Source organism: Rhizobium anhuiense bv. trifolii (assembly GCF_024346605.1).
Lineage (GTDB): Bacteria > Pseudomonadota > Alphaproteobacteria > Rhizobiales > Rhizobiaceae > Rhizobium > Rhizobium anhuiense.
The window spans coordinates 2,023,280-2,042,632 of the sequence record NZ_CP098803.1 but is presented as its reverse complement, the minus strand read 5'-3'; the positions used below and the strand labels follow the sequence as shown (position 1 = coordinate 2,042,632).

The following is a 19,353-nucleotide window of genomic DNA, read 5'->3' as shown; positions in this document are numbered from 1 at the left end:
TCAATCGTTAAGGCGCTTCATCACGCGGAGGACCTCGCGCAGCGCCGAATTATTCAAAACCGAATTACTTCGGACGCTTCGCGCCGTACTTGGAGCGGCGCTGCTTGCGGTTCTTGACACCCTGGGTATCGAGAACGCCGCGGATGATGTGATAACGGACACCCGGAAGGTCCTTGACGCGGCCGCCACGGATCATGACGACAGAGTGTTCCTGAAGGTTATGACCTTCCCCGGGGATGTAACCAATGACTTCGAAGCCGTTGGTCAGGCGGATCTTTGCGACCTTACGCAGAGCCGAGTTCGGCTTCTTCGGCGTCGTCGTGTAGACGCGCGTGCAAACGCCGCGCTTCTGCGGGTTCTCCTGGAGTGCGGGAACCTTGTTACGCTTTACGTTCGCCTGGCGAGGCTTGCGGATCAGCTGGTTTACGGTAGGCATTCAACCATCCCTTACGTTTTATCTCAGTACCCTTGCGGGCTTGAACTCGCGCCGTCTCCGGCAGTGACGCACGCTTTCCGTCAATGCGCAAAATATGGCCCGATCCGCTTCCGCAGATGGACCACAAGGAGCAGAGGACGCATAGAATATGCGTCGTGCGTGCAGCATCATGACTTCAACGTGCGTTTAGAACCTTGTTTGAGGTGAACTTCAGGGCGCGTCGCCCCGAACAGCCAAGCCTCACATGGGATCTGATGGCCGGGGTACTACTGGTTTCCACCCATCTCGTCAAGGCCGGTTAAGAAATAAACTCGCCGCATCGCCTTGATATGCGGGCCTGACGCCCTGTTTTCACCCTCCTAGACGAATTCACAGCCGTGCGCCAAGATAAAAACTTGGGCATCGCAGCAAAAGCAGCTAAGGAATCAGCAATTGCAGCGCTCGGCCCTCACAGGGGATTCGAGCGAGCGAATCGTCAAAGAGCCGAAGGACAGGCGATGATCACGACACCTGATAACGACAATAATTTCGATGGTCCGATGATCTTCATCATCATCGGCAAGGGCTACGAGTCCGACGCCAGCGAAGGCATCGACCTGCATATCATGCTGAAGGCGCCCGACGACGACACCGCCGTCCGCGAGGCCCTGAACGCCCTTGCCGAGGAAGGCTTCATTGAGGCCGATCTCGACCAGATCGGCATGCTGACCGAGGTGCCTGCCGAGGAACCGCACGCCTCCGCCTATCAGGGCGCCGTCGACGGCGAAGTCGCGATCATCCGCTTCAACTGAAGGGAGCCGCGCGGGGCGCGCTCCCTCCCCGCCCGACCAAACAGAGCAGACCAAAAACGAAAACCGCCCGGATCGCTCCGGGCGGTTTTTCAATTCAACGACTTCAGCCGGCGGATTATTCCGCAGCCGGAGCCTTTTCGGCCATGTCCTGCAGCATCGGCGTAGCAACGGCAGCCCCGGTGCCCTTGCGGCGCTCTTCGAGGATCATCTCGTCGCGCGACGTGGCGATGCGGCGGATCTGGGTCATGGTGCCGCCGGTGCCGGCCGGGATGAGGCGACCGACGATGACGTTTACCTTCAGACCCTGCAGGCCGTCGGTCTTGCCGGCGATCGCAGCTTCCGTCAGCACCTTGGTCGTTTCCTGGAAGGACGCGGCCGAGATGAAGGACGGGGTCTGCAGCGACGCCTTGGTGATGCCGAGAAGAACCGGATCGCCGTAGGCGGGCTTCTTGCCCTGCTCGATCAGATGATCGTTGACGTCTTCGAGCTCGATCCGGTCGACATTGTCGCCGACGATATAGGTCGAGTCGCCTGCATCGGTGATTTCCACCTTCTGCAGCATCTGACGGACGATCACCTCGATGTGCTTGTCGTTGATGACAACGCCCTGCAGGCGGTAGACTTCCTGGATCTCGTTGACGAGGTAGGAGGCCAGAGCCTCCACGCCCTTGATCGCCAGGATGTCGTGCGGAGCCGGGTTACCGTCGAGGATGTAGTCACCCTTTTCGATATAGTCGCCTTCCTGAAGGTGGAAGGGCTTGCCCTTCGGGATCAGGTATTCGACAGGCTCGACACCGTCTTCCGCCGGCTCGATGATGACGCGGCGCTTGTTCTTGTAGTCGCGGCCGAGGCGGATCGTACCATCGATCTCCGCGATGATGGCGTGGTCCTTCGGACGACGGGCTTCGAACAGTTCGGCAACACGCGGCAGACCGCCGGTGATGTCCTTGGTCTTGGCGCTTTCCAGCGGCGAACGCGCGAGAACGTCACCCTGGGAGACCTTTGTGCCCGGCTCGACCGACAGGATCGCGTCGACCGAGAGCAGGAAGCGGGCGTCGCCGCCACGCGACAGCTTGGCGACATTGCCGCTGGCATCCTTGATGACGATCGCCGGCTTGAGGTCCGAACCGCGGGGGGTCGAACGCCAGTCGATGACCTGACGCTTGGTGATGCCGGTGGATTCGTCGGTCGCTTCCAGAACGGAGAGACCGTCGACCAGGTCTTCGAACTGAACGGTACCGGCTACTTCCGTCATCATCGGACGGGTGTAGGGGTCCCACTCCGCCAGACGCTGGCCGCGCTTGACCTTGTCGCCTTCGTCGACATGCAGCTTCGAACCGTAGGCCACACGCTGCGACGACCGCTCGACACCACGTTCGTCCAGGATCTGGACGGTCATGTTGCGGCCCATGGCAACGAGGTTGCCATCGGAGTTGCGCAGGATGTTGCGGTTCTTGATCTGCACCGTACCTTCATACGAGGCTTCGAGGAACGACTGGTCGACCACGGTTGCCGTACCGCCAAGGTGGAAGGTACGCATGGTGAGCTGGGTGCCCGGTTCACCGATCGACTGAGCTGCGATGACGCCGACGGCTTCGCCCATGTTGACAGGCGTACCACGCGCGAGGTCGCGGCCGTAGCAGACCGAGCAGACGCCCGTCTGGATTTCGCAGGTCAGTGCCGAGCGAATCCGGATCGACTGGATACCGGCCTTCTCGATTTCGACGACATCGGGCTCGAGGATCATCTTACCGGCATCGACGATGCGCTCACCGGTGATCGGATGATCGATATCGTCGAGCGCCGTACGGCCGAGGATGCGAGCACCGATCGAGGCAACGACCTGGCCGGCATCGACGATGGCGGTCATGGTGAGGCCCGTCTGCGTTCCGCAATCGACGTGCGTGACGATGCAGTCCTGCGCGACGTCGACGAGACGGCGCGTGAGGTAACCGGAGTTGGCGGTCTTGAGCGCGGTGTCTGCCAGACCCTTGCGGGCGCCGTGCGTCGAGTTGAAGTACTCGTTGACGGTCAGGCCTTCCTTGAAGTTCGAGATGATCGGCGTCTCGATGATTTCGCCCGACGGCTTGGCCATCAGGCCGCGCATGCCGCCCAGCTGACGCATCTGGTTCGGAGAACCGCGGGCGCCGGAGTGGCTCATCATGTAGATCGAGTTCATCGGCTTCTGACGACCGGTCTTCTCGTCGAACTCGACCGCCTTAATGCGGGCCATCATCTCTTCGGCGACCTTTTCGGTCGCCTTGCCCCAGGCGTCGACAACCTTGTTGTACTTTTCGCCCTGGGTGATCAGGCCGTCATTGTACTGCTGCTCGTATTCCTTCACCAGGCTTTCGGTGTCGGCAACGATCTTGGCCTTGGCATCCGGAATGACCATGTCGTCCTTGCCGAACGAAATGCCGGCGCGGCAGGCATGGGAGAAGCCGAGCTGCATGATGCGGTCGCAGAAAATGACCGTGTCCTTCTGGCCGCAGTGGCGATAGACCGTGTCGATCATCTTGGAGATGTTCTTCTTGGTCATTTCCTGGTTGCAGATGTCGAAGGGCACCTTGCCGTTCTTCGGCAGCAGTTCGCCGATGAGCAGACGGCCAGGCGTCGTCTCATAGATCTTCGAGTAGGGCTTGCCATCCTCGTCGATCGACTTGAAGCGGCCGCGGATCTTGGTGTGCAGCGTCACGACCTTGCTTTCGAGGGCGTGATGCAGTTCGCCGAGGTCGGAGAAGGCCATGCCTTCGCCCGGCTCGTTCTGGTTCAGGATCGACAGGTAGTAGAGGCCGAGAACCATGTCCTGCGAGGGAACGATGATCGGCGCGCCGTTGGCCGGATGCAGGATGTTGTTGGTCGACATCATCAGCACGCGGGCTTCGAGCTGGGCTTCGAGCGACAGCGGCACGTGAACGGCCATCTGGTCACCGTCGAAGTCGGCGTTGAAGGCCGTGCAGACGAGCGGATGCAGCTGGATCGCCTTGCCTTCGACCAGGGTGGGTTCGAAGGCCTGGATGCCCAGGCGGTGCAGCGTCGGTGCGCGGTTCAGGAGAACCGGATGCTCGCGGATGACCTCGTCGAGGATATCCCAGACTTCCGGCTTTTCCTTTTCGACCAGTTTCTTGGCCTGCTTGACGGTCGAGGAATAACCCTTGGCGTCGAGGCGGGCATAGATGAACGGCTTGAAGAGCTCGAGCGCCATCTTCTTCGGCAGGCCGCACTGGTGCAGCTTCAGTTCCGGGCCGGTGACGATGACCGAACGACCGGAATAGTCGACGCGCTTGCCGAGCAGGTTCTGGCGGAAGCGGCCCTGCTTGCCCTTCAGCATGTCGGAGAGCGACTTCAGCGGACGCTTGTTGGCGCCGGTGATGACGCGGCCGCGCCGGCCGTTGTCGAACAGCGCGTCAACAGATTCCTGCAGCATGCGCTTTTCGTTGCGGATGATGATGCCCGGCGCGCGAAGCTCGATCAGGCGCTTCAGGCGGTTGTTGCGGTTGATGACGCGGCGGTAAAGATCGTTCAGATCCGACGTCGCGAAACGGCCGCCGTCGAGCGGAACCAGCGGACGCAGGTCCGGCGGAATGACCGGGACGACCTTCATGATCATCCATTCCGGACGGTTGCCCGACTCCATGAAGTTCTCGACGATCTTCAGGCGCTTCATCAGCTTCTTCTGCTTGAGATCCGACGTGGTGTCGGCAAGCTCGGAACGCAGGTCGCCAGCGATCTTTTCGAGGTTCATCGAGGCCAGCATCTCGTAGATCGCCTCAGCGCCGATCATCGCGGTGAACTGGTCTTCGCCGTATTCGTCGACGGCAAGCATGTACTCTTCTTCCGAGAGGAGCTGGTGCTCCTTCAGGGCGGTCAGGCCCGGCTCGGTGACGATGTAGTTTTCGAAGTAGAGGACGCGCTCGACATCCTTCAGCGTCATGTCGAGCAGCGTCGAGATGCGCGATGGCAGCGACTTCAGGAACCAGATGTGGGCGACGGGAGCGGCGAGCTCGATATGGCCCATGCGCTCACGGCGAACGCGCGACAGCGTGACTTCGACGCCGCACTTTTCGCAGATGATGCCCTTGTACTTCATGCGCTTGTACTTGCCGCACAGGCATTCGTAGTCCTTGATCGGCCCGAAGATGCGCGCGCAGAACAGACCGTCGCGTTCCGGCTTGAACGTACGGTAGTTGATGGTTTCCGGCTTCTTGATCTCACCGTAGGACCAGGAGAGGATCTTCTCCGGAGACGCGATCGAAATCCGAATGGAATCGAAATTCTGTGCAGGCACCTGCGGATTGAAAAGATTCATGACCTCTTGGTTCATGCCTGTCTCCTTCATGGGCTAAAGCGCCCTCAAAATGCGATGGTCGGCGGCAATTTCCCGGGAGCCGCCTCCCTCGCTTAAACGAGAATAACCGCAAGATGCGGCGAAACTTCCCTCCCGGGCCGACACGGATACGGCGCCCGGCGGGACCGGCGTGCGCCGCATTGGCAGCGCACGCCCTATCAAGTGCTTACTCGGCCGCGTCGGGCAGCTGAGCTGCCTGCGCCTCGTCAAGCTTGGTGTTCTCGAGCTCGACGCTGAGGCCCAGCGAGCGCATTTCCTTGACGAGAACGTTGAAGCTTTCCGGAATACCGGCTTCGAACGTGTCGTCTCCACGGACGATGGCTTCGTAGACCTTGGTGCGGCCGGCGACGTCGTCCGACTTCACCGTCAGCATTTCCTGCAGCGTGTAGGCGGCGCCGTAAGCTTCGAGCGCCCAGACTTCCATTTCGCCGAAGCGCTGGCCGCCGAACTGCGCCTTGCCGCCCAGCGGCTGCTGGGTCACGAGCGAGTAAGGACCGATCGAACGGGCATGGATCTTGTCGTCGACCAGGTGGTTGAGCTTCAGCATGTAGATGTAGCCCACAGTCACCTGGCGGTCGAACTGCTCGCCGGTACGGCCGTCATAAAGCGTCGACTGACCCGTGTCCTTGAGACCTGCCAGACGCAGCATGTCGTTGACGTCGCCTTCATGCGCACCGTCGAAAACAGGCGTCGCAATCGAAACGCCGCGCTTCCACTGGTCGGCGAGACGCAGGACCGACTCATCGTCGAAGTCGTGGACCTGTTCGGCCTTCGGACCGTCACCGACGACATCGCCGATGGTCTTGCGCAGCGGCTCGATGTTGCCATTGGCCTTGTAGGCTTCGATCAGTTCGCCGATCTGGCGACCCATGCCGGCGCAAGCCCAGCCCAGATGCGTTTCCAGGATCTGGCCGACGTTCATGCGCGAGGGCACACCGAGCGGGTTCAGAACGACGTCGACATGCGTGCCGTCTTCGAGGAACGGCATGTCCTCGACAGGCACAATGCGCGAGACCACGCCCTTGTTCCCGTGACGGCCGGCCATCTTGTCGCCCGGCTGGATCTTGCGCTTCACGGCGACGAAGACCTTGACCATCTTCATGACGCCAGGAGGCATTTCATCGCCGCGCTGGACCTTCTCGACCTTATCCATGAAGCGCTGTTCGAGGCGCGACTTGGATTCGTCGTACTGGCCGCGGAGTGCTTCGAGTTCGCTCTGGACCTTCTCGTCCTCGACCGCGAACATCCACCACTGCGAGCGGGGATATTCGGAGACGACGGCGTTCGAAAGCTCGGTGCCCTTCTTGAAGCCCTTCGGGCCGGCAATGGAGACCTGGCCGCGCAGCATGTCGATCAGACGGCCGTAGACGTTACGGTCGAGGATCGCCTGCTCGTCGTCGCGGTCCTTTGCCAGACGCTCGATCTCTTCGCGCTCGATCGCCATCGCACGCTCGTCCTTCTCGACGCCATGGCGGTTGAAGACACGGACTTCGACGATCGTGCCGTAGGTGCCGGGCGGCATGCGCATGGAGGTATCGCGCACGTCGGAGGCCTTTTCGCCGAAGATGGCGCGCAGAAGCTTTTCTTCCGGCGTCATCGGGCTTTCGCCCTTCGGGGTGATCTTGCCGACGAGGATATCGCCCGGCTGAACTTCGGCGCCGATATAGACGATGCCGGCTTCGTCGAGGTTCTTCAGCGCTTCTTCCGAAACGTTCGGAATATCGCGGGTGATTTCCTCGGGACCAAGCTTGGTGTCGCGCGCCATCACTTCGAATTCTTCGATGTGGATGGAGGTGAACACGTCGTCGGCAACGATACGTTCGGAGAGCAGGATCGAGTCTTCGTAGTTGTAGCCGTTCCAGGGCATGAACGCGACGAGCGCGTTGCGGCCGAGCGCCAGGTCGCCGAGATCGGTCGACGGACCGTCGGCGAGAATGTCGCCGCGGTTGACGACGTCACCGACGGTGACCAGCGGACGCTGGTTGACGCAGGTGTTCTGGTTCGAACGCTGGAACTTCTGCAGGCGGTAGATATCGACGCCGGATTTGCCGGCTTCGAGGTCTTCCGTGGCGCGGATAACGATACGCGTCGCGTCGACCTGGTCGACCACGCCGCCGCGACGGGCACCGATGGCGGCGCCGGAGTCACGGGCAACGACCGGCTCCATGCCGGTACCGACGAACGGGGCTTCGGCACGCAGCAGCGGCACGGCCTGACGCTGCATGTTCGAGCCCATGAGCGCGCGGTTGGCGTCGTCGTTTTCCAGGAACGGGATGAGCGCGGCTGCGACCGAAACGACCTGCTTCGGCGAAACGTCCATCAGGTTCATGCTGTCGCGCGGCGCGAGCATGACTTCGCCGGCATGACGGCAGACGACGAATTCGTCGACGAAGGAACCGTCGGCGTTCATTTCGGCGTTGGCCTGGGCGACGTAGTACTTCGCCTCTTCCATGGCGGAGAGGTAGAGCACGTCGTTCGTCACCTTGCCGTCGACGATGCGGCGGTACGGGCTTTCGATGAAGCCGTACTTGTTGACGCGGGCAAAGGTCGCAAGCGAGTTGATGAGACCGATGTTCGGGCCTTCCGGCGTTTCGATCGGGCAAATGCGGCCATAGTGGGTCGGATGCACGTCGCGGACTTCGAAGCCGGCGCGCTCACGGGTCAGACCGCCCGGACCGAGAGCCGAAAGACGGCGCTTGTGGGTGATTTCCGAGAGCGGGTTGACCTGGTCCATGAACTGCGAGAGCTGCGAGGAGCCGAAGAATTCGCGGACGGCGGCGGCTGCCGGCTTGGCGTTGATCAGATCCTGCGGCATGACCGTGTCGATCTCGATCGAGGACATGCGTTCCTTGATCGCACGTTCCATGCGCAAGAGGCCGAGACGGTACTGATTTTCCATCAGTTCGCCGACCGAACGGACGCGGCGGTTGCCGAGGTTGTCGATGTCGTCGATCTCGCCCTTGCCGTCGCGCAATTCGACCAGCATCCTGACCACGGCCAGGATGTCGTCCTTGCGCAGGATGCGGACGGTGTCTTCGACGGTCAGGTCGAGGCGCATGTTCATCTTGACGCGGCCGACGGCGGAGAGGTCGTAGCGCTCCGCATCGAAGAACAGCGAGTTGAACATGGCTTCGGCCGATTCCATGGTCGGCGGCTCACCCGGACGCATGACGCGGTAGATGTCGAACAGAGCGTCCTGACGGTTCTCGTTCTTGTCGGCAGACAGCGTGTTGCGGATATAGGCGCCGACATTGATGTGGTCGATGCCGAGAACCGGGATCTCGTCGAAACCGTTCGACAGGATGACGCCAAGCGTCTTCTCGTCGATTTCGTCGCCGGCCTCGAGATAGATTTCACCCGTGGAGTAGTTGACGATGTCTTCGGCAAGGTAGTTGCCGTAAAGGTCGTCGTCGCCGGCCTTCAGCGCCTTCAGGCCCTTGTCGGAGAGCTGGCGCAGCAGGCGCGGGGTCAGCTTCTTGCCGGCTTCCACGACGACTTCGCCGGTATCGGCGTCGACCATCTCGGTGATCGCCTTGGCGCCCTTCAGCGTTTCCGGCTTGAAGGGAATGCGCCAGCCTTCGCCGTCGCGCTTGTAGAGCGACTTCGTATAGAAGGTGTCGAGGATTTCCTCGCCGTCCATGCCAAGCGCCATCAGCAGCGACGTGACCGGAATCTTGCGGCGGCGGTCGATACGGGCGTAGACGATGTCCTTGGCGTCGAATTCAATATCGAGCCAGGAACCGCGGTAAGGAATGACACGCGCAGCAAAGAGCAGCTTGCCGGACGAATGGCTCTTGCCCTTGTCGTGGTCGAAGAAGACGCCCGGCGAACGGTGCATCTGGGAGACGATCACGCGCTCGGTGCCGTTGACGATGAACGTGCCGTTATTGGTCATGAGCGGCATGTCGCCCATGTAGACGGACTGCTCCTTGATGTCCTTGATCGACTTCGCGCCCGTATCTTCGTCGATATCGAACACGATGAGGCGCAGCGTCACCTTCAGCGGCGCTGCATAGGTCAGGTCGCGCTGACGGCATTCATCAACGTCGAACTTCGGCGGTTCGAATTCGTAGGACACGAATTCCAGCATGGAAGCGCCGGAGAAATCGGTGATCGGGAAAACCGACTTGAAGACGGCCTGAAGGCCCTCGTCGGGACGACCGCCCTTCGGCTCTTCAACCATCAAAAACTGGTCGTAGGACGCCTTCTGAACCTCGATGAGGTTCGGCATTTCTGCGACTTCGGGGATCTTACCAAAAAACTTGCGTACGCGCCTGCGACCGTTGAACGAAAGGGTCTGAGCCATCGTCGCTCCTTCAAAATCTTGCACCCGGGCCTGCAACGGACGGGAACCGATGGCCAGTCGATCCCGTCAATCAATGAGTAATTCAATCTCGTCCGACTCCCGAAAACGCTCAGCTCGGATTGCTGTGCTGCCTTCGGTGCGAGACTATCCTTTTGAAGAACCCATTACCCAAAAGCCGTTTTGACGCGGCTTTTGGGTAATTCGTTCAGAAAAACGGCAAATGGGAGGCAGTAGATGCTGCCTCCCAAAAGCAGTTCAAGATTACTTGACGTCGGCCTTGGCGCCAGCGTCTTCAAGCTTCTTCTTGATGTCAGCGGCTTCAGCCTTGTTGACGCCTTCCTTGACAGCCTTCGGAGCGGCCTCGACGAGGTCCTTGGCTTCCTTGAGGCCGAGACCGGTGATGGCGCGGACTTCCTTGATGACGTTGATCTTGTTGGCACCAGCGTCGACGAGGATGACGTCGAATTCGGTCTTTTCTTCTTCAACGACAGCAGGGCCAGCACCACCGGCAGCGGCAGCAACAGCTACCGGAGCAGCAGCGGAAACGCCCCACTTTTCTTCGAGAAGCTTCGACAGTTCTGCAGCTTCCAGAACGGTCAGCGAGGAGAGGTCGTCTACGATCTTTGCGAGATCAGCCATTTTACTAGTTCCTTTTGTTCGGTTCGAACCGGTTGATTATAAACAGCGAAAAACCGCCTTACGCGGCTTCGTCCTTCTTGGCGTAGGCCGCAAACACGCGAGCAAGCTGGCTTGCCGGTGCTGCAACAACCCCAGCGATGCGGGTAGCCGGTGTCTGGATCATGCCCAGCAGCTTCGCACGCAGCTCATCAAGCGAAGGCAGGGTCGCAAGCGACTTGACTGCTTCGGCGTTGAGCGTGGTTGTTCCCATGGCGCCGCCCAGAACAATGATCTTGTCATTGGTCTTGGCGAAATCCATGACGACCTTCGGAGCGGTGATCGGGTCATTGCTGTATGCAATCAGCGTCTGACCTTTGAAGAGATTGGTAATCCCTTCCGCTTCCGTACCCTGAAGGGCAATTTTGGCCAGGCGGTTCTTCGCGACTTTGACGGTACCGCCAGCTGCACGCATCTTCGAACGAAAATCGTTCATCTGCGCGACTGTGGCACCAGCATAGTGGGCCACGACAACTGAGCCCGAAGCCTTGAAGACTTCGTTCAGTTCCGTGACGAATTCGCGTTTTTCCGCTCTTTCCACTGCCTATCTCCAGTTGGCAGGACCGAAATCGGACCTGCCGGGTTGCCTTTGCCTCCTGGGATCATGTGAGATCCCAAGCGACGCTTGAGGATCCTGTCCCCCCGCGCTCCCGCGCCAATCAAGGCTAAAGAGGCACAAGGCATCCAAGGCTCGAACCGAGTTACGAGAAGCGAACTTCATGCAATTCGGGTCTTACCCGTCTCATGCAGGCCAAGTGATTAAGGGAAAACCACCTGCAATCTCGGACAGGATTCCGGATTTCTCCGGAATATTCCGGCCCCTTGCGAGGCCGGAAATTCAGTCGCCGGGCTCAAAGCCCGACCATTGCGCCCAAGTCCTTGGGCGCGAACTTATGCAGTCGGAGCTGCGGTGACCGAGCCGACTTCGATCTTGACGCCCGGGCCCATGGTCGAGGAAATCGCCACGCGCTTGACATAGTTGCCCTTGGCGCCAGCCGGCTTTGCCTTGATGACGGCGTCAGCGAAGGCGCGGATGTTTTCTTCCAGAGCCTTGGCGTCGAAAGAGGCCTTGCCGATACCGGCATGGACGATGCCAGCCTTCTCGACGCGGAACTCGACAGCGCCGCCCTTGGAAGCCTTGACGGCTCCGGCGACGTCCATGGTGACGGTGCCGACCTTCGGGTTCGGCATCATGCCGCGGGGGCCGAGAACCTTACCGAGACGGCCGACGAGCGGCATCATGTCGGGGGTGGCGATGCAGCGATCGAATTCGATCTTGCCGCCCTGGACGATTTCGACGAGCTCTTCAGCGCCGACGATATCAGCACCGGCAGCCTTGGCTTCATCAGCCTTGGCGCCACGCGCGAAGACTGCGACGCGAACCGTACGGCCTGTGCCGTTCGGCAGGTTGACGACGCCGCGAACCATCTGGTCCGCATGGCGCGGGTCGACGCCGAGGTTCATCGAGACTTCGATGGTTTCGTCGAACTTGGCGACAGCCCGTTCCTTGACCATGCCGATGGCCAGGCTCAGAGCGTAGAGCTTGGTGGGATCAACACCTTCGTTGATCTTCTGCGTGCGCTTACCAGCCATGATCTTAACCCACCACTTCCAGGCCCATGGCGCGGGCAGAGCCCTCGATCATCGCCATTGCACCTTCGATATCCGCTGCGTTCAGATCCTTCATCTTGGCTTCTGCGATCGTCTTGATCTGAGCCTTGGTGAGGGAGCCGGCCTTGGCGCCCTTGCCGGGCGTCTTGGAACCGGACGTGATCTTCGCTTCCTTCTTCAGCCAGTAGCTGACCGGAGGCTGCTTCATCGCGAAGGTGAAGGACTTGTCCTGGTAATAGGTGATGACGACCGGAATCGGCATACCCTTTTCCATTTCCTGCGTGGCGGCATTGAACGCCTTGCAGAATTCCATGATGTTAATGCCACGCTGACCAAGCGCCGGACCAATCGGCGGGGACGGGTTTGCCGATCCTGCCTTGACCTGAAGCTTGAGCTGGCCTGCAACTTTCTTAGCCATATCTCTCTGCCTTTCATGAACGGCCGGTCGCCCGGCCCGTGATGCCGGATCTCTCCGGCGGCTGCGGTTGCGTGGTGCGGATCGTTAGGGTCCGGCTAAGACCCCTCACCTTCCACGCGGATGCGGACAAAGTCCGCAGGAAACAGGCCGCAAGGGCCAGCCTCCAGTCTCTGCAATCAGACCTTCTCGACCTGAGCGTATTCCAGCTCGACCGGCGTTGCGCGGCCGAAGATCGACACTTCCACCTTCAGGCGCGAACGTTCTTCGTCCACATCCTGAACCGTGCCGTTGAACGACGCGAACGGGCCGTCGGAAACGCGGACCTGCTCGCCGATCTCGAAGGTAATGGAGGCCTTCGGCCGCTCGACACCTTCCTGGACCTGACCGAGAATGCGCTCGGCTTCGTAATCCGGAATCGGAACGGGCTTATTGTCGGAGCCGAGGAAACCTGTGACCTTCGGCGTATTCTTGATCAGGTGATAGGCTTCATCCGTCAGATTGGCGCGAACCATGACATAGCCCGGGAAAAACTTGCGCTCCGAATCGACCTTGCGGCCGCGACGCACTTCCACCACCTTTTCGGTCGGCACGAGGATCTTCTCGAACAGGTGCTCCAGCCCCTTCTGGCGAGCCTTGTTCTCGATGTCTTCAGCCACCTTCTTTTCAAAATTAGAATATGCGTGGACGATGTACCAACGTGCCGCCATTTTCATCTCCACCCGTATCAGTTGCCGGTATTCAGCACGAAGCTCAGAACCCAGCCAATCAGCTGGTCAGCGGCAAAGAAAAACAGCGCGGCGAAAACCACCATCACAAGCACCATAACCGTCGAGATCATCGTCTCGCGGCGCGACGGCCATGTAACTTTGGACGTCTCGGAGCGAACCTGCTGCAGAAACGCAAACGGATTGGATTTGGATGCCATCGACTGCCCACGCAATTACGGCGCGTAAAGCTGAAACTATCAGCCCCACGCACCGCGTGTCTGTTGAACCCTAAATAAACACCGATTTCCGAATACACAAGAGGGAAACCGAAGTTTAACGAAATTACTTACCACCCATCAATCCCCGGCCGGAATGCCGCGAGCATGTCCGCGCTGTCCCGCATCAAGGAGAATGGCAGGGGCAGTAGGGCTCGAACCTACGACCTGCGGTTTTGGAGACCGCCGCTCTACCAACTGAGCTATACCCCTTCATACCTGTCATTCAGCGCCAGAGCCAAGGCCCGCAAATCGCTGCTGAAAAGCATGGCGCTCCCTTTAAGACGACGGCACGGGATTGGCAAGCACGATTTTCGATTTTCAAAGCCATTCTCCTCATATGCGAGCAGTAGGCTTTTCCACCGGGCGACCAAGATCCGTTCAGAGGTTCACATATTTCCGCCAATCGTGCTCTTCTTTAAAGCCCAGCACCTCGCGAATCTTGCGGTTGGAGAGCAGACCCTCATATTCGCCGATCTCGCGGATGAAGGGCACGTTCGGGAAGAATCGCTTTGCAAGCTCCTTCGACGGCGTGTTGGCCGAGACAGTGTCGTTGGCGGCGTTGAAGACCTGATAGCCGAGACCGTCCTTCTCGATGCACAGATGGCAGATCTGTCCGAGGTCGCGGGCGTCGATATAGCTCCAGGCGATGCGCTTGCGCATCTCGGGATTGGCGAAAAAGGTGGGGAATTTCTCGTATTCGTGCGGCTCGATGACGTTGCCGATGCGCAGCGCATAAATGTCGAAACCCGAGCGTTCGGCAAAGGCGCGCGCCGTCTTTTCGTTGACCACCTTGGAAAGGCCGTAAGAATCCATCGGATTGACGTCGTAGTCCTCCTCCAGCGGGAAATGGTGGAAATCGCGATGGCCTTCGGCGAAGCAGACGCCGTAGGTCGTCTCGCTCGATGCGACGATGATCTTCCTGATGCCGAGCTTCACCGCCGCCTCGATGACATTGTAGGTGCCCATCGTGTTGATGCGGAAGGTTTCGTTGTCGGGCTTGATCAGAATGCGCGGGATGGCGGCGAAATGCACGACAGCATCGAAGGGCTGCACGCCCCTGCCCGCATCGAGATCGGGAAAATCGCGATGCATCGAGAGCGCATTGAAGACCTGACCGCTGTCGGTGATGTCGGCGATGAGATTGGTGACGCCGGGGCTATCCAGCGGCACGAGATCGAGGTTGTGAACCTCGTAACCGGCATTGACGAGCCATGGCACAGTATGGCGACCTGCCTTGCCCGAACCGCCCGTGAGCAGAATGCGTCTCTTCATGGAATATCCTCCGCGTCATGAAATCGGAGGCATAGTGAGACGCTTCCGCGCGAAGAGCAAGCGAGCGTCGTGCAAGGGTTCACCCCCGCGTCGCCAGGAGCATCCTATCCGGGAGCGCCTGGCCGATCATTTCCGATCATCGCAGAAGGCTGCGATGCTCTGCAAGGGTCGTCACTTGACGACACTTACCTCCAGCGTCGTCACTTGACGACGCTTAACTCCAACGTCGTCACTTGACGACGCTTATCTCGTTGACCTGCACTCCGGCTGCCTGAACAACCTCTTGCGGAATTGCAGCGATGAAAAACATCGTGAAAACATACATAGCGAATATCGTCGCAGCGAATGTGGCCTTTGGAATCATCCGGGCTCTCCTCTTTGCAAGAAGGAGTCTGGACTAAAATGGGCCATTCACAAACCGGTTTCTGAATGTGAGATGAACAAAATACTGTGACAGGCCAATTTAACGATATTTTTACAACACCTGTTAAACCTACCGGAAGCCATGAAAATGAAAAACCCCGCTGTTTCCAGCGGGGTCTTCATAATTGCGGATAACTCGAAAGTTACTCGACGATCGAAGCGACGATGCCGGCGCCGACGGTGCGGCCGCCTTCGCGGATAGCGAAGCGCAGCTTTTCTTCCATCGCGATCGGAACGATCAGCTCGACGGCAACCGTGACGTTGTCGCCCGGCATAACCATCTCCGTGCCTTCCGGCAGCGTCACAATGCCCGTCACGTCGGTCGTGCGGAAGTAGAACTGCGGACGGTAGTTGGTGAAGAACGGCGTATGACGGCCACCCTCTTCCTTCGTCAGGATGTAGGCTTCCGCCATGAACTTCTTGTGCGGCTTGACAGAACCCGGCTTGCAGAGAATCTGACCACGCTCGACGCCGTCACGGTTCACACCGCGGATCAGCGCGCCGATGTTGTCGCCGGCCTGGCCCTGATCGAGCAGCTTGCGGAACATTTCAACGCCGGTCACCGTCGTCTTCGAGGTCGGGCGGATGCCGACGATCTCGACTTCTTCGCCAACCTTGACGATGCCACGCTCGACGCGGCCGGTCACAACCGTGCCGCGGCCCGAGATCGAGAACACGTCTTCGATCGGCATCAGGAACGGCTGGTCGATCGGACGCTCAGGCGTCGGGATGTAGGCGTCAACCGCAGCCATCAGCTCGCGGATCGCGTCTTCGCCGATCTTCTTGTCCGAATCTTCGAGAGCAGCGAGCGCCGAACCCTTGACGACCGGGATATCGTCGCCCGGGAAGTCGTAGGACGACAGCAGTTCGCGAACTTCGAGCTCGACCAGTTCGAGAAGCTCGGCGTCGTCAACCTGGTCGACCTTGTTCAGGAACACCACGATCGCCGGAACGCCGACCTGGCGGGCCAGAAGGATGTGTTCGCGCGTCTGCGGCATCGGGCCGTCAGCGGCCGAGCACACCAGGATCGCGCCGTCCATCTGGGCAGCACCGGTGATCATGTTCTTGACGTAGTCGGCGTGGCCGGGGCAGTCGACGTGCGCGTAGTGGCGGGCCGGCGTCTCATATTCGACGTGTGCCGTCGAAATGGTGATGCCACGAGCCTTTTCTTCCGGAGCCGCGTCGATCTGGTCGTACGCCTTGAACTCACCGAAGTACTTCGTGATCGCTGCCGTCAGAGACGTCTTGCCGTGGTCAACGTGGCCGATCGTGCCGATGTTGACGTGCGGCTTGTTGCGCTCAAACTTACTCTTTGCCATTTGAATGCTTCCTGTGAACGAAATGGTGGGCCCCGGCGAACCGGTTTAGTGCCGCCGTTTAAGGCTTTCGGCGACATTGCGCAAGACTTAATTGCAGACGCCATTCTTGGCCTGACAGCGCATATGGGAGACAATTCGCCGCCTGCAAGGCGATTCGCCGAAGTGCCCTCGAAAATCCCTGAAATCTCAGAGAAAATCGCATGGACGACTGGGGGACGAAGCTCAGGCGGTCGGCGCCGACCGCCCCTCGCCCGTCAGGCGATGGCCGCCATCGTGGAATTCATCGCCAGCGCGGAAACACCCAAAAACTACCGCGGCGGCGGTCGTATGAACTGGCTTCAGGGAAACTGGAGCGGGTAGCGGGAATCGAACCCGCGTATTCAGCTTGGAAGGCTGCTGCTCTACCATTGAGCTATACCCGCGGGGTGGTCCGATCCGATGACGAATGGTGGAGAGAGTTGGATTTGAACCAACGTAGGCTGAGCCAACGGATTTACAGTCCGTCCCCTTTAACCACTCGGGCATCTCTCCAGTTTTCGTCCGGATCGCTAGACCAAGTTCGTCAGACTTCGAAGCGTTGCCGCCCGTCGTCTGCGCCGCGTATATGACCGGAGCATTTCAGTCTGTCAACACGATGACAACGGAAAAAACACGAAAAATTTCATTCGCCGCCGAAAGCCGGCATATGAAAGAAAGCCTATGCGGCGGCGAGCGCCATAGCTATAAAGCCGCATGAGCAAAGACAACAAATCCGGCGGCAAGTCCGCGACAGACCCATCCGCCAAGGATACGCATTACGCCAATCTGCGGCGCGCCCACCGGGACGCCAAGCGCGAACGCGGCGAGATTCCGACACCTCAGCCGCAGAAGCGCAGGCGCGGGGCCGAGGACTGGAAGCCGCCGGCTCTTGCCCCCGATCAGGTGCATCTTTACGGCCTGCATACGGTGCGCGCCGCCCTCGACAATCCCGAGCGCAAGAAGATCAAGCTGTTCGTGACGCAGAATGCGCTGGCGCGGCTCGAAGTCGACGTCGAAACGCTCGGCATTCCCTTCGAAATCGTCTCGCCGCAGGAGATCGATAAGGTGCTCGGCCCGGAAGCGATCCATCAGGGCGTCATGCTGGAAACACGGCCGCTTCCGGTACGCCGACTCGAAGCGCTGAAGGACAGCCCTCTCCTGCTCGTCCTCGATCAGGTGACCGATCCGCACAATGTCGGCGCGATCATGCGTTCAGCCGTCGCCTTCAATGCCGGCGCCGTTATCACCACCCAGAGACATAGCCCGACCGAGTCAGGCGTGCTCGCCAAGTCCGCCTCCGGCGCGCTGGAGCTGATACCTTATATACAGGTCACCAATCTCGCGGATGCGCTCGGCGAATTGCACAAGCTCGGTTTCTCCACCATCGGCCTTGATTCGGAAGGGCCGGCGCCGCTCGAAGGCACCTTCTCTGGCGAGAAGGTGGCGCTGGTGCTCGGCTCCGAAGGCAAGGGACTTCGGCAGAAGACGCGGGAAACTGTCAACGCACTTGCCCGCCTCGATATGCCGGGCGCGATCAAATCGCTCAACGTCTCGAATGCCGCAGCGATCGCGCTTTATGCGGCGCGTCTCCACCTGAAGGCATAGGCTGGCCTGCTCGGACGCCGCGCTCCTGCTCAGCTCGGCGTCTGGCAGCTGGCAGGTCCGTCCAGCGGTCGGCGCAGTGTATCGCCCGCCACATAGGCCACCTCGACGGGATAGACGATCACGCTCGGCAGCTTCTCGATTTCACCAGCGTGGCCGGGGCTGCGTTTGATTTCCGCCTTGTAGGCTGAGGCACAATCCGGCAGCTGCTTCAGCGGCAGCCCGGTGTCGGCGGCGATCGCCTTTGCGCAGGCAGCACCATCGAGATAGAGCGAGCAGGACGCCGTGTAGACGCGGCGGAAGTCGAGGGTCAGCTCCCCCTTCCCGCTCCTTATCGCGGCAAAATTGTCGCCCTCAAACGAATCGTCGAGTAGCCGCTCGCCCGTCGCCGCATCGTAGACGACGAAAGGCAGTCCGCCGTTCCACCCGTCCGCTGCCCGGAAGAAGACGAAACCGCCGCTGACGCCCATGAGATAACCGGCTATATCGTCCTCGATCACCCGCTCGCGTTCGTCGGCGCGCTCACAGGGCGCATCGGCGGCAAGCAGCGCCAGCTTTTCGGCTCCGACCTCGCCGAGATCGACTTCCTTGACCATGAAGGCGGGATAACGGCTGCAGGTGATCTTCGGCTTTGCATCAGGATTGAGTTCGTCCTTCGGCAGCGCGACGACGTCCACTTTTATCGGCCTGTCGAACGGTGCCGGGCTTTCGGACGCTCCGGCCAAGGAAATCAGTGCCGCAAGGATAGTCGATGTCTTGATCGTCCGCTTCATCACAGTCCGCCTCTGAAATGCTTCGGTATCTCTGACATGGTTCGATCCGGCGCGACAGATGGGAAACGGATGCCGGCAAGACCCGTGCAACGCCTGGCCGATGCCGGAGAAATCCACTTTTGCCTTGGAAAGACCTTCCGGAACACTATGATCGGGCGATGACCGGTTGGCGCGACCGGTCAGAAGCAAGAAGGAACGATTCCCATCATGGCCATTCGACCGCTGATTTTCGGTATCCTCTTCGTCGCGGTCTTCGTCGTGATTATTCTCAGCATCATCTGGGTGGACACCTCGCATCCCATCCACCAGCCCGATCCCCTGTCGCCGACGGCGCCCGGCCCCGCGACGCCGGGACCGGTGCAATAATCCCGGCCGG

The 19,353-nt window shown here is 60.1% G+C and carries 16 protein-coding genes and 3 tRNA genes; 3 read left to right on the top strand and 16 right to left on the bottom strand.

The features are described from left to right. Nucleotides 1-64: 64 nt before the first annotated feature. A complete protein-coding gene (rpsL, locus tag NE851_RS18655; protein WP_003547537.1) occupies nucleotides 65-436 on the bottom strand; it encodes a 30S ribosomal protein S12 in 372 nt (123 codons plus the stop codon). Between the two features lie 497 nt (nucleotides 437-933). On the opposite strand from rpsL, the gene NE851_RS18650 reads away from it, so the two are divergent. Next, a complete protein-coding gene (locus NE851_RS18650) occupies nucleotides 934-1,227 on the top strand; it encodes a hypothetical protein (RefSeq protein ID WP_028757598.1) in 294 nt (97 codons plus the stop codon). Nucleotides 1,228-1,342: 115 nt separating this feature from the next. On the opposite strand, the gene rpoC is transcribed toward NE851_RS18650, so the two are convergent. The 14 genes from rpoC to NE851_RS18580 all read right to left on the bottom strand — a co-directional run bounded on the left by rpoC (nucleotide 1,343) and on the right by NE851_RS18580 (nucleotide 17,115). Next, nucleotides 1,343-5,551, bottom strand: a complete 4,209-nt coding sequence (gene rpoC / locus NE851_RS18645) for a DNA-directed RNA polymerase subunit beta' (RefSeq protein ID WP_254962054.1) — start codon at nucleotides 5,549-5,551, stop codon at nucleotides 1,343-1,345. A 190-nt stretch (nucleotides 5,552-5,741) separates the two neighbouring features. Next, the gene (rpoB, locus tag NE851_RS18640; protein WP_028757408.1) at nucleotides 5,742-9,881 is read right to left on the bottom strand and encodes a DNA-directed RNA polymerase subunit beta; all 4,140 of its coding nucleotides are present in this window, start codon (nucleotides 9,879-9,881) and stop codon (nucleotides 5,742-5,744) included. Between the two features lie 261 nt (nucleotides 9,882-10,142). Further along, entirely contained in the window at nucleotides 10,143-10,520 is a 378-nt protein-coding gene (gene rplL / locus NE851_RS18635; protein WP_028757409.1) for a 50S ribosomal protein L7/L12, read from the bottom strand. A gap of 58 nt (nucleotides 10,521-10,578) precedes the next feature. Beyond that, nucleotides 10,579-11,097: a 50S ribosomal protein L10 gene (gene rplJ, locus NE851_RS18630; RefSeq protein WP_028757410.1), complete on the bottom strand. Its 519-nt coding sequence runs from the start codon at nucleotides 11,095-11,097 to the stop codon at nucleotides 10,579-10,581. A 350-nt stretch (nucleotides 11,098-11,447) separates the two neighbouring features. Continuing rightward, nucleotides 11,448-12,149 carry a 50S ribosomal protein L1 gene (gene rplA / locus NE851_RS18625; RefSeq protein ID WP_047620022.1) on the bottom strand — a complete coding sequence of 234 codons (702 nt, stop codon included), beginning with the start codon at nucleotides 12,147-12,149 and terminating at the stop codon, nucleotides 11,448-11,450. A gap of 4 nt (nucleotides 12,150-12,153) precedes the next feature. Beyond that, nucleotides 12,154-12,585, bottom strand: a complete 432-nt coding sequence (rplK, locus tag NE851_RS18620; RefSeq protein WP_047620024.1) for a 50S ribosomal protein L11 — start codon at nucleotides 12,583-12,585, stop codon at nucleotides 12,154-12,156. 176 nt (nucleotides 12,586-12,761) lie between these two features. After that, the gene (gene nusG, locus NE851_RS18615; RefSeq protein ID WP_003547516.1) at nucleotides 12,762-13,292 is read right to left on the bottom strand and encodes a transcription termination/antitermination protein NusG; all 531 of its coding nucleotides are present in this window, start codon (nucleotides 13,290-13,292) and stop codon (nucleotides 12,762-12,764) included. Nucleotides 13,293-13,309: 17 nt separating this feature from the next. Continuing rightward, on the bottom strand, nucleotides 13,310-13,510 hold the full coding sequence (secE, locus tag NE851_RS18610; RefSeq protein ID WP_003573826.1) for a preprotein translocase subunit SecE: 201 nt from the start codon (nucleotides 13,508-13,510) through the stop codon (nucleotides 13,310-13,312). Nucleotides 13,511-13,704: 194 nt separating this feature from the next. Beyond that, nucleotides 13,705-13,780: transfer RNA gene (locus NE851_RS18605), tRNA-Trp, on the bottom strand. A gap of 168 nt (nucleotides 13,781-13,948) precedes the next feature. After that, nucleotides 13,949-14,842, bottom strand: a complete 894-nt coding sequence (locus NE851_RS18600) for an NAD-dependent epimerase/dehydratase family protein (RefSeq protein ID WP_097545464.1) — start codon at nucleotides 14,840-14,842, stop codon at nucleotides 13,949-13,951. Nucleotides 14,843-15,071: 229 nt separating this feature from the next. Further along, entirely contained in the window at nucleotides 15,072-15,206 is a 135-nt protein-coding gene (locus NE851_RS18595; protein WP_010069473.1) for a hypothetical protein, read from the bottom strand. A gap of 202 nt (nucleotides 15,207-15,408) precedes the next feature. Further along, the gene (gene tuf / locus NE851_RS18590; RefSeq protein ID WP_028757605.1) at nucleotides 15,409-16,584 is read right to left on the bottom strand and encodes an elongation factor Tu; all 1,176 of its coding nucleotides are present in this window, start codon (nucleotides 16,582-16,584) and stop codon (nucleotides 15,409-15,411) included. Between the two features lie 348 nt (nucleotides 16,585-16,932). After that, nucleotides 16,933-17,006: transfer RNA gene (locus tag NE851_RS18585), tRNA-Gly, on the bottom strand. A gap of 24 nt (nucleotides 17,007-17,030) precedes the next feature. After that, nucleotides 17,031-17,115, bottom strand: a tRNA-Tyr gene (locus NE851_RS18580). 201 nt (nucleotides 17,116-17,316) lie between these two features. Between NE851_RS18580 and rlmB the strand changes: the two genes are divergently transcribed. After that, a complete protein-coding gene (rlmB, locus tag NE851_RS18575) occupies nucleotides 17,317-18,207 on the top strand; it encodes a 23S rRNA (guanosine(2251)-2'-O)-methyltransferase RlmB (protein WP_047616594.1) in 891 nt (296 codons plus the stop codon). 29 nt (nucleotides 18,208-18,236) lie between these two features. Here rlmB and NE851_RS18570 read toward each other — a convergent pair whose 3' ends face one another. Next, nucleotides 18,237-18,977 carry a hypothetical protein gene (locus NE851_RS18570; RefSeq protein WP_063474328.1) on the bottom strand — a complete coding sequence of 247 codons (741 nt, stop codon included), beginning with the start codon at nucleotides 18,975-18,977 and terminating at the stop codon, nucleotides 18,237-18,239. A gap of 207 nt (nucleotides 18,978-19,184) precedes the next feature. On the opposite strand from NE851_RS18570, the gene NE851_RS18565 reads away from it, so the two are divergent. Continuing rightward, nucleotides 19,185-19,343 (top strand): hypothetical protein, encoded by a 159-nt coding sequence (locus tag NE851_RS18565; RefSeq protein WP_164735933.1) that lies wholly within the window; start codon nucleotides 19,185-19,187, stop codon nucleotides 19,341-19,343. Nucleotides 19,344-19,353 lie beyond the last annotated feature (10 nt).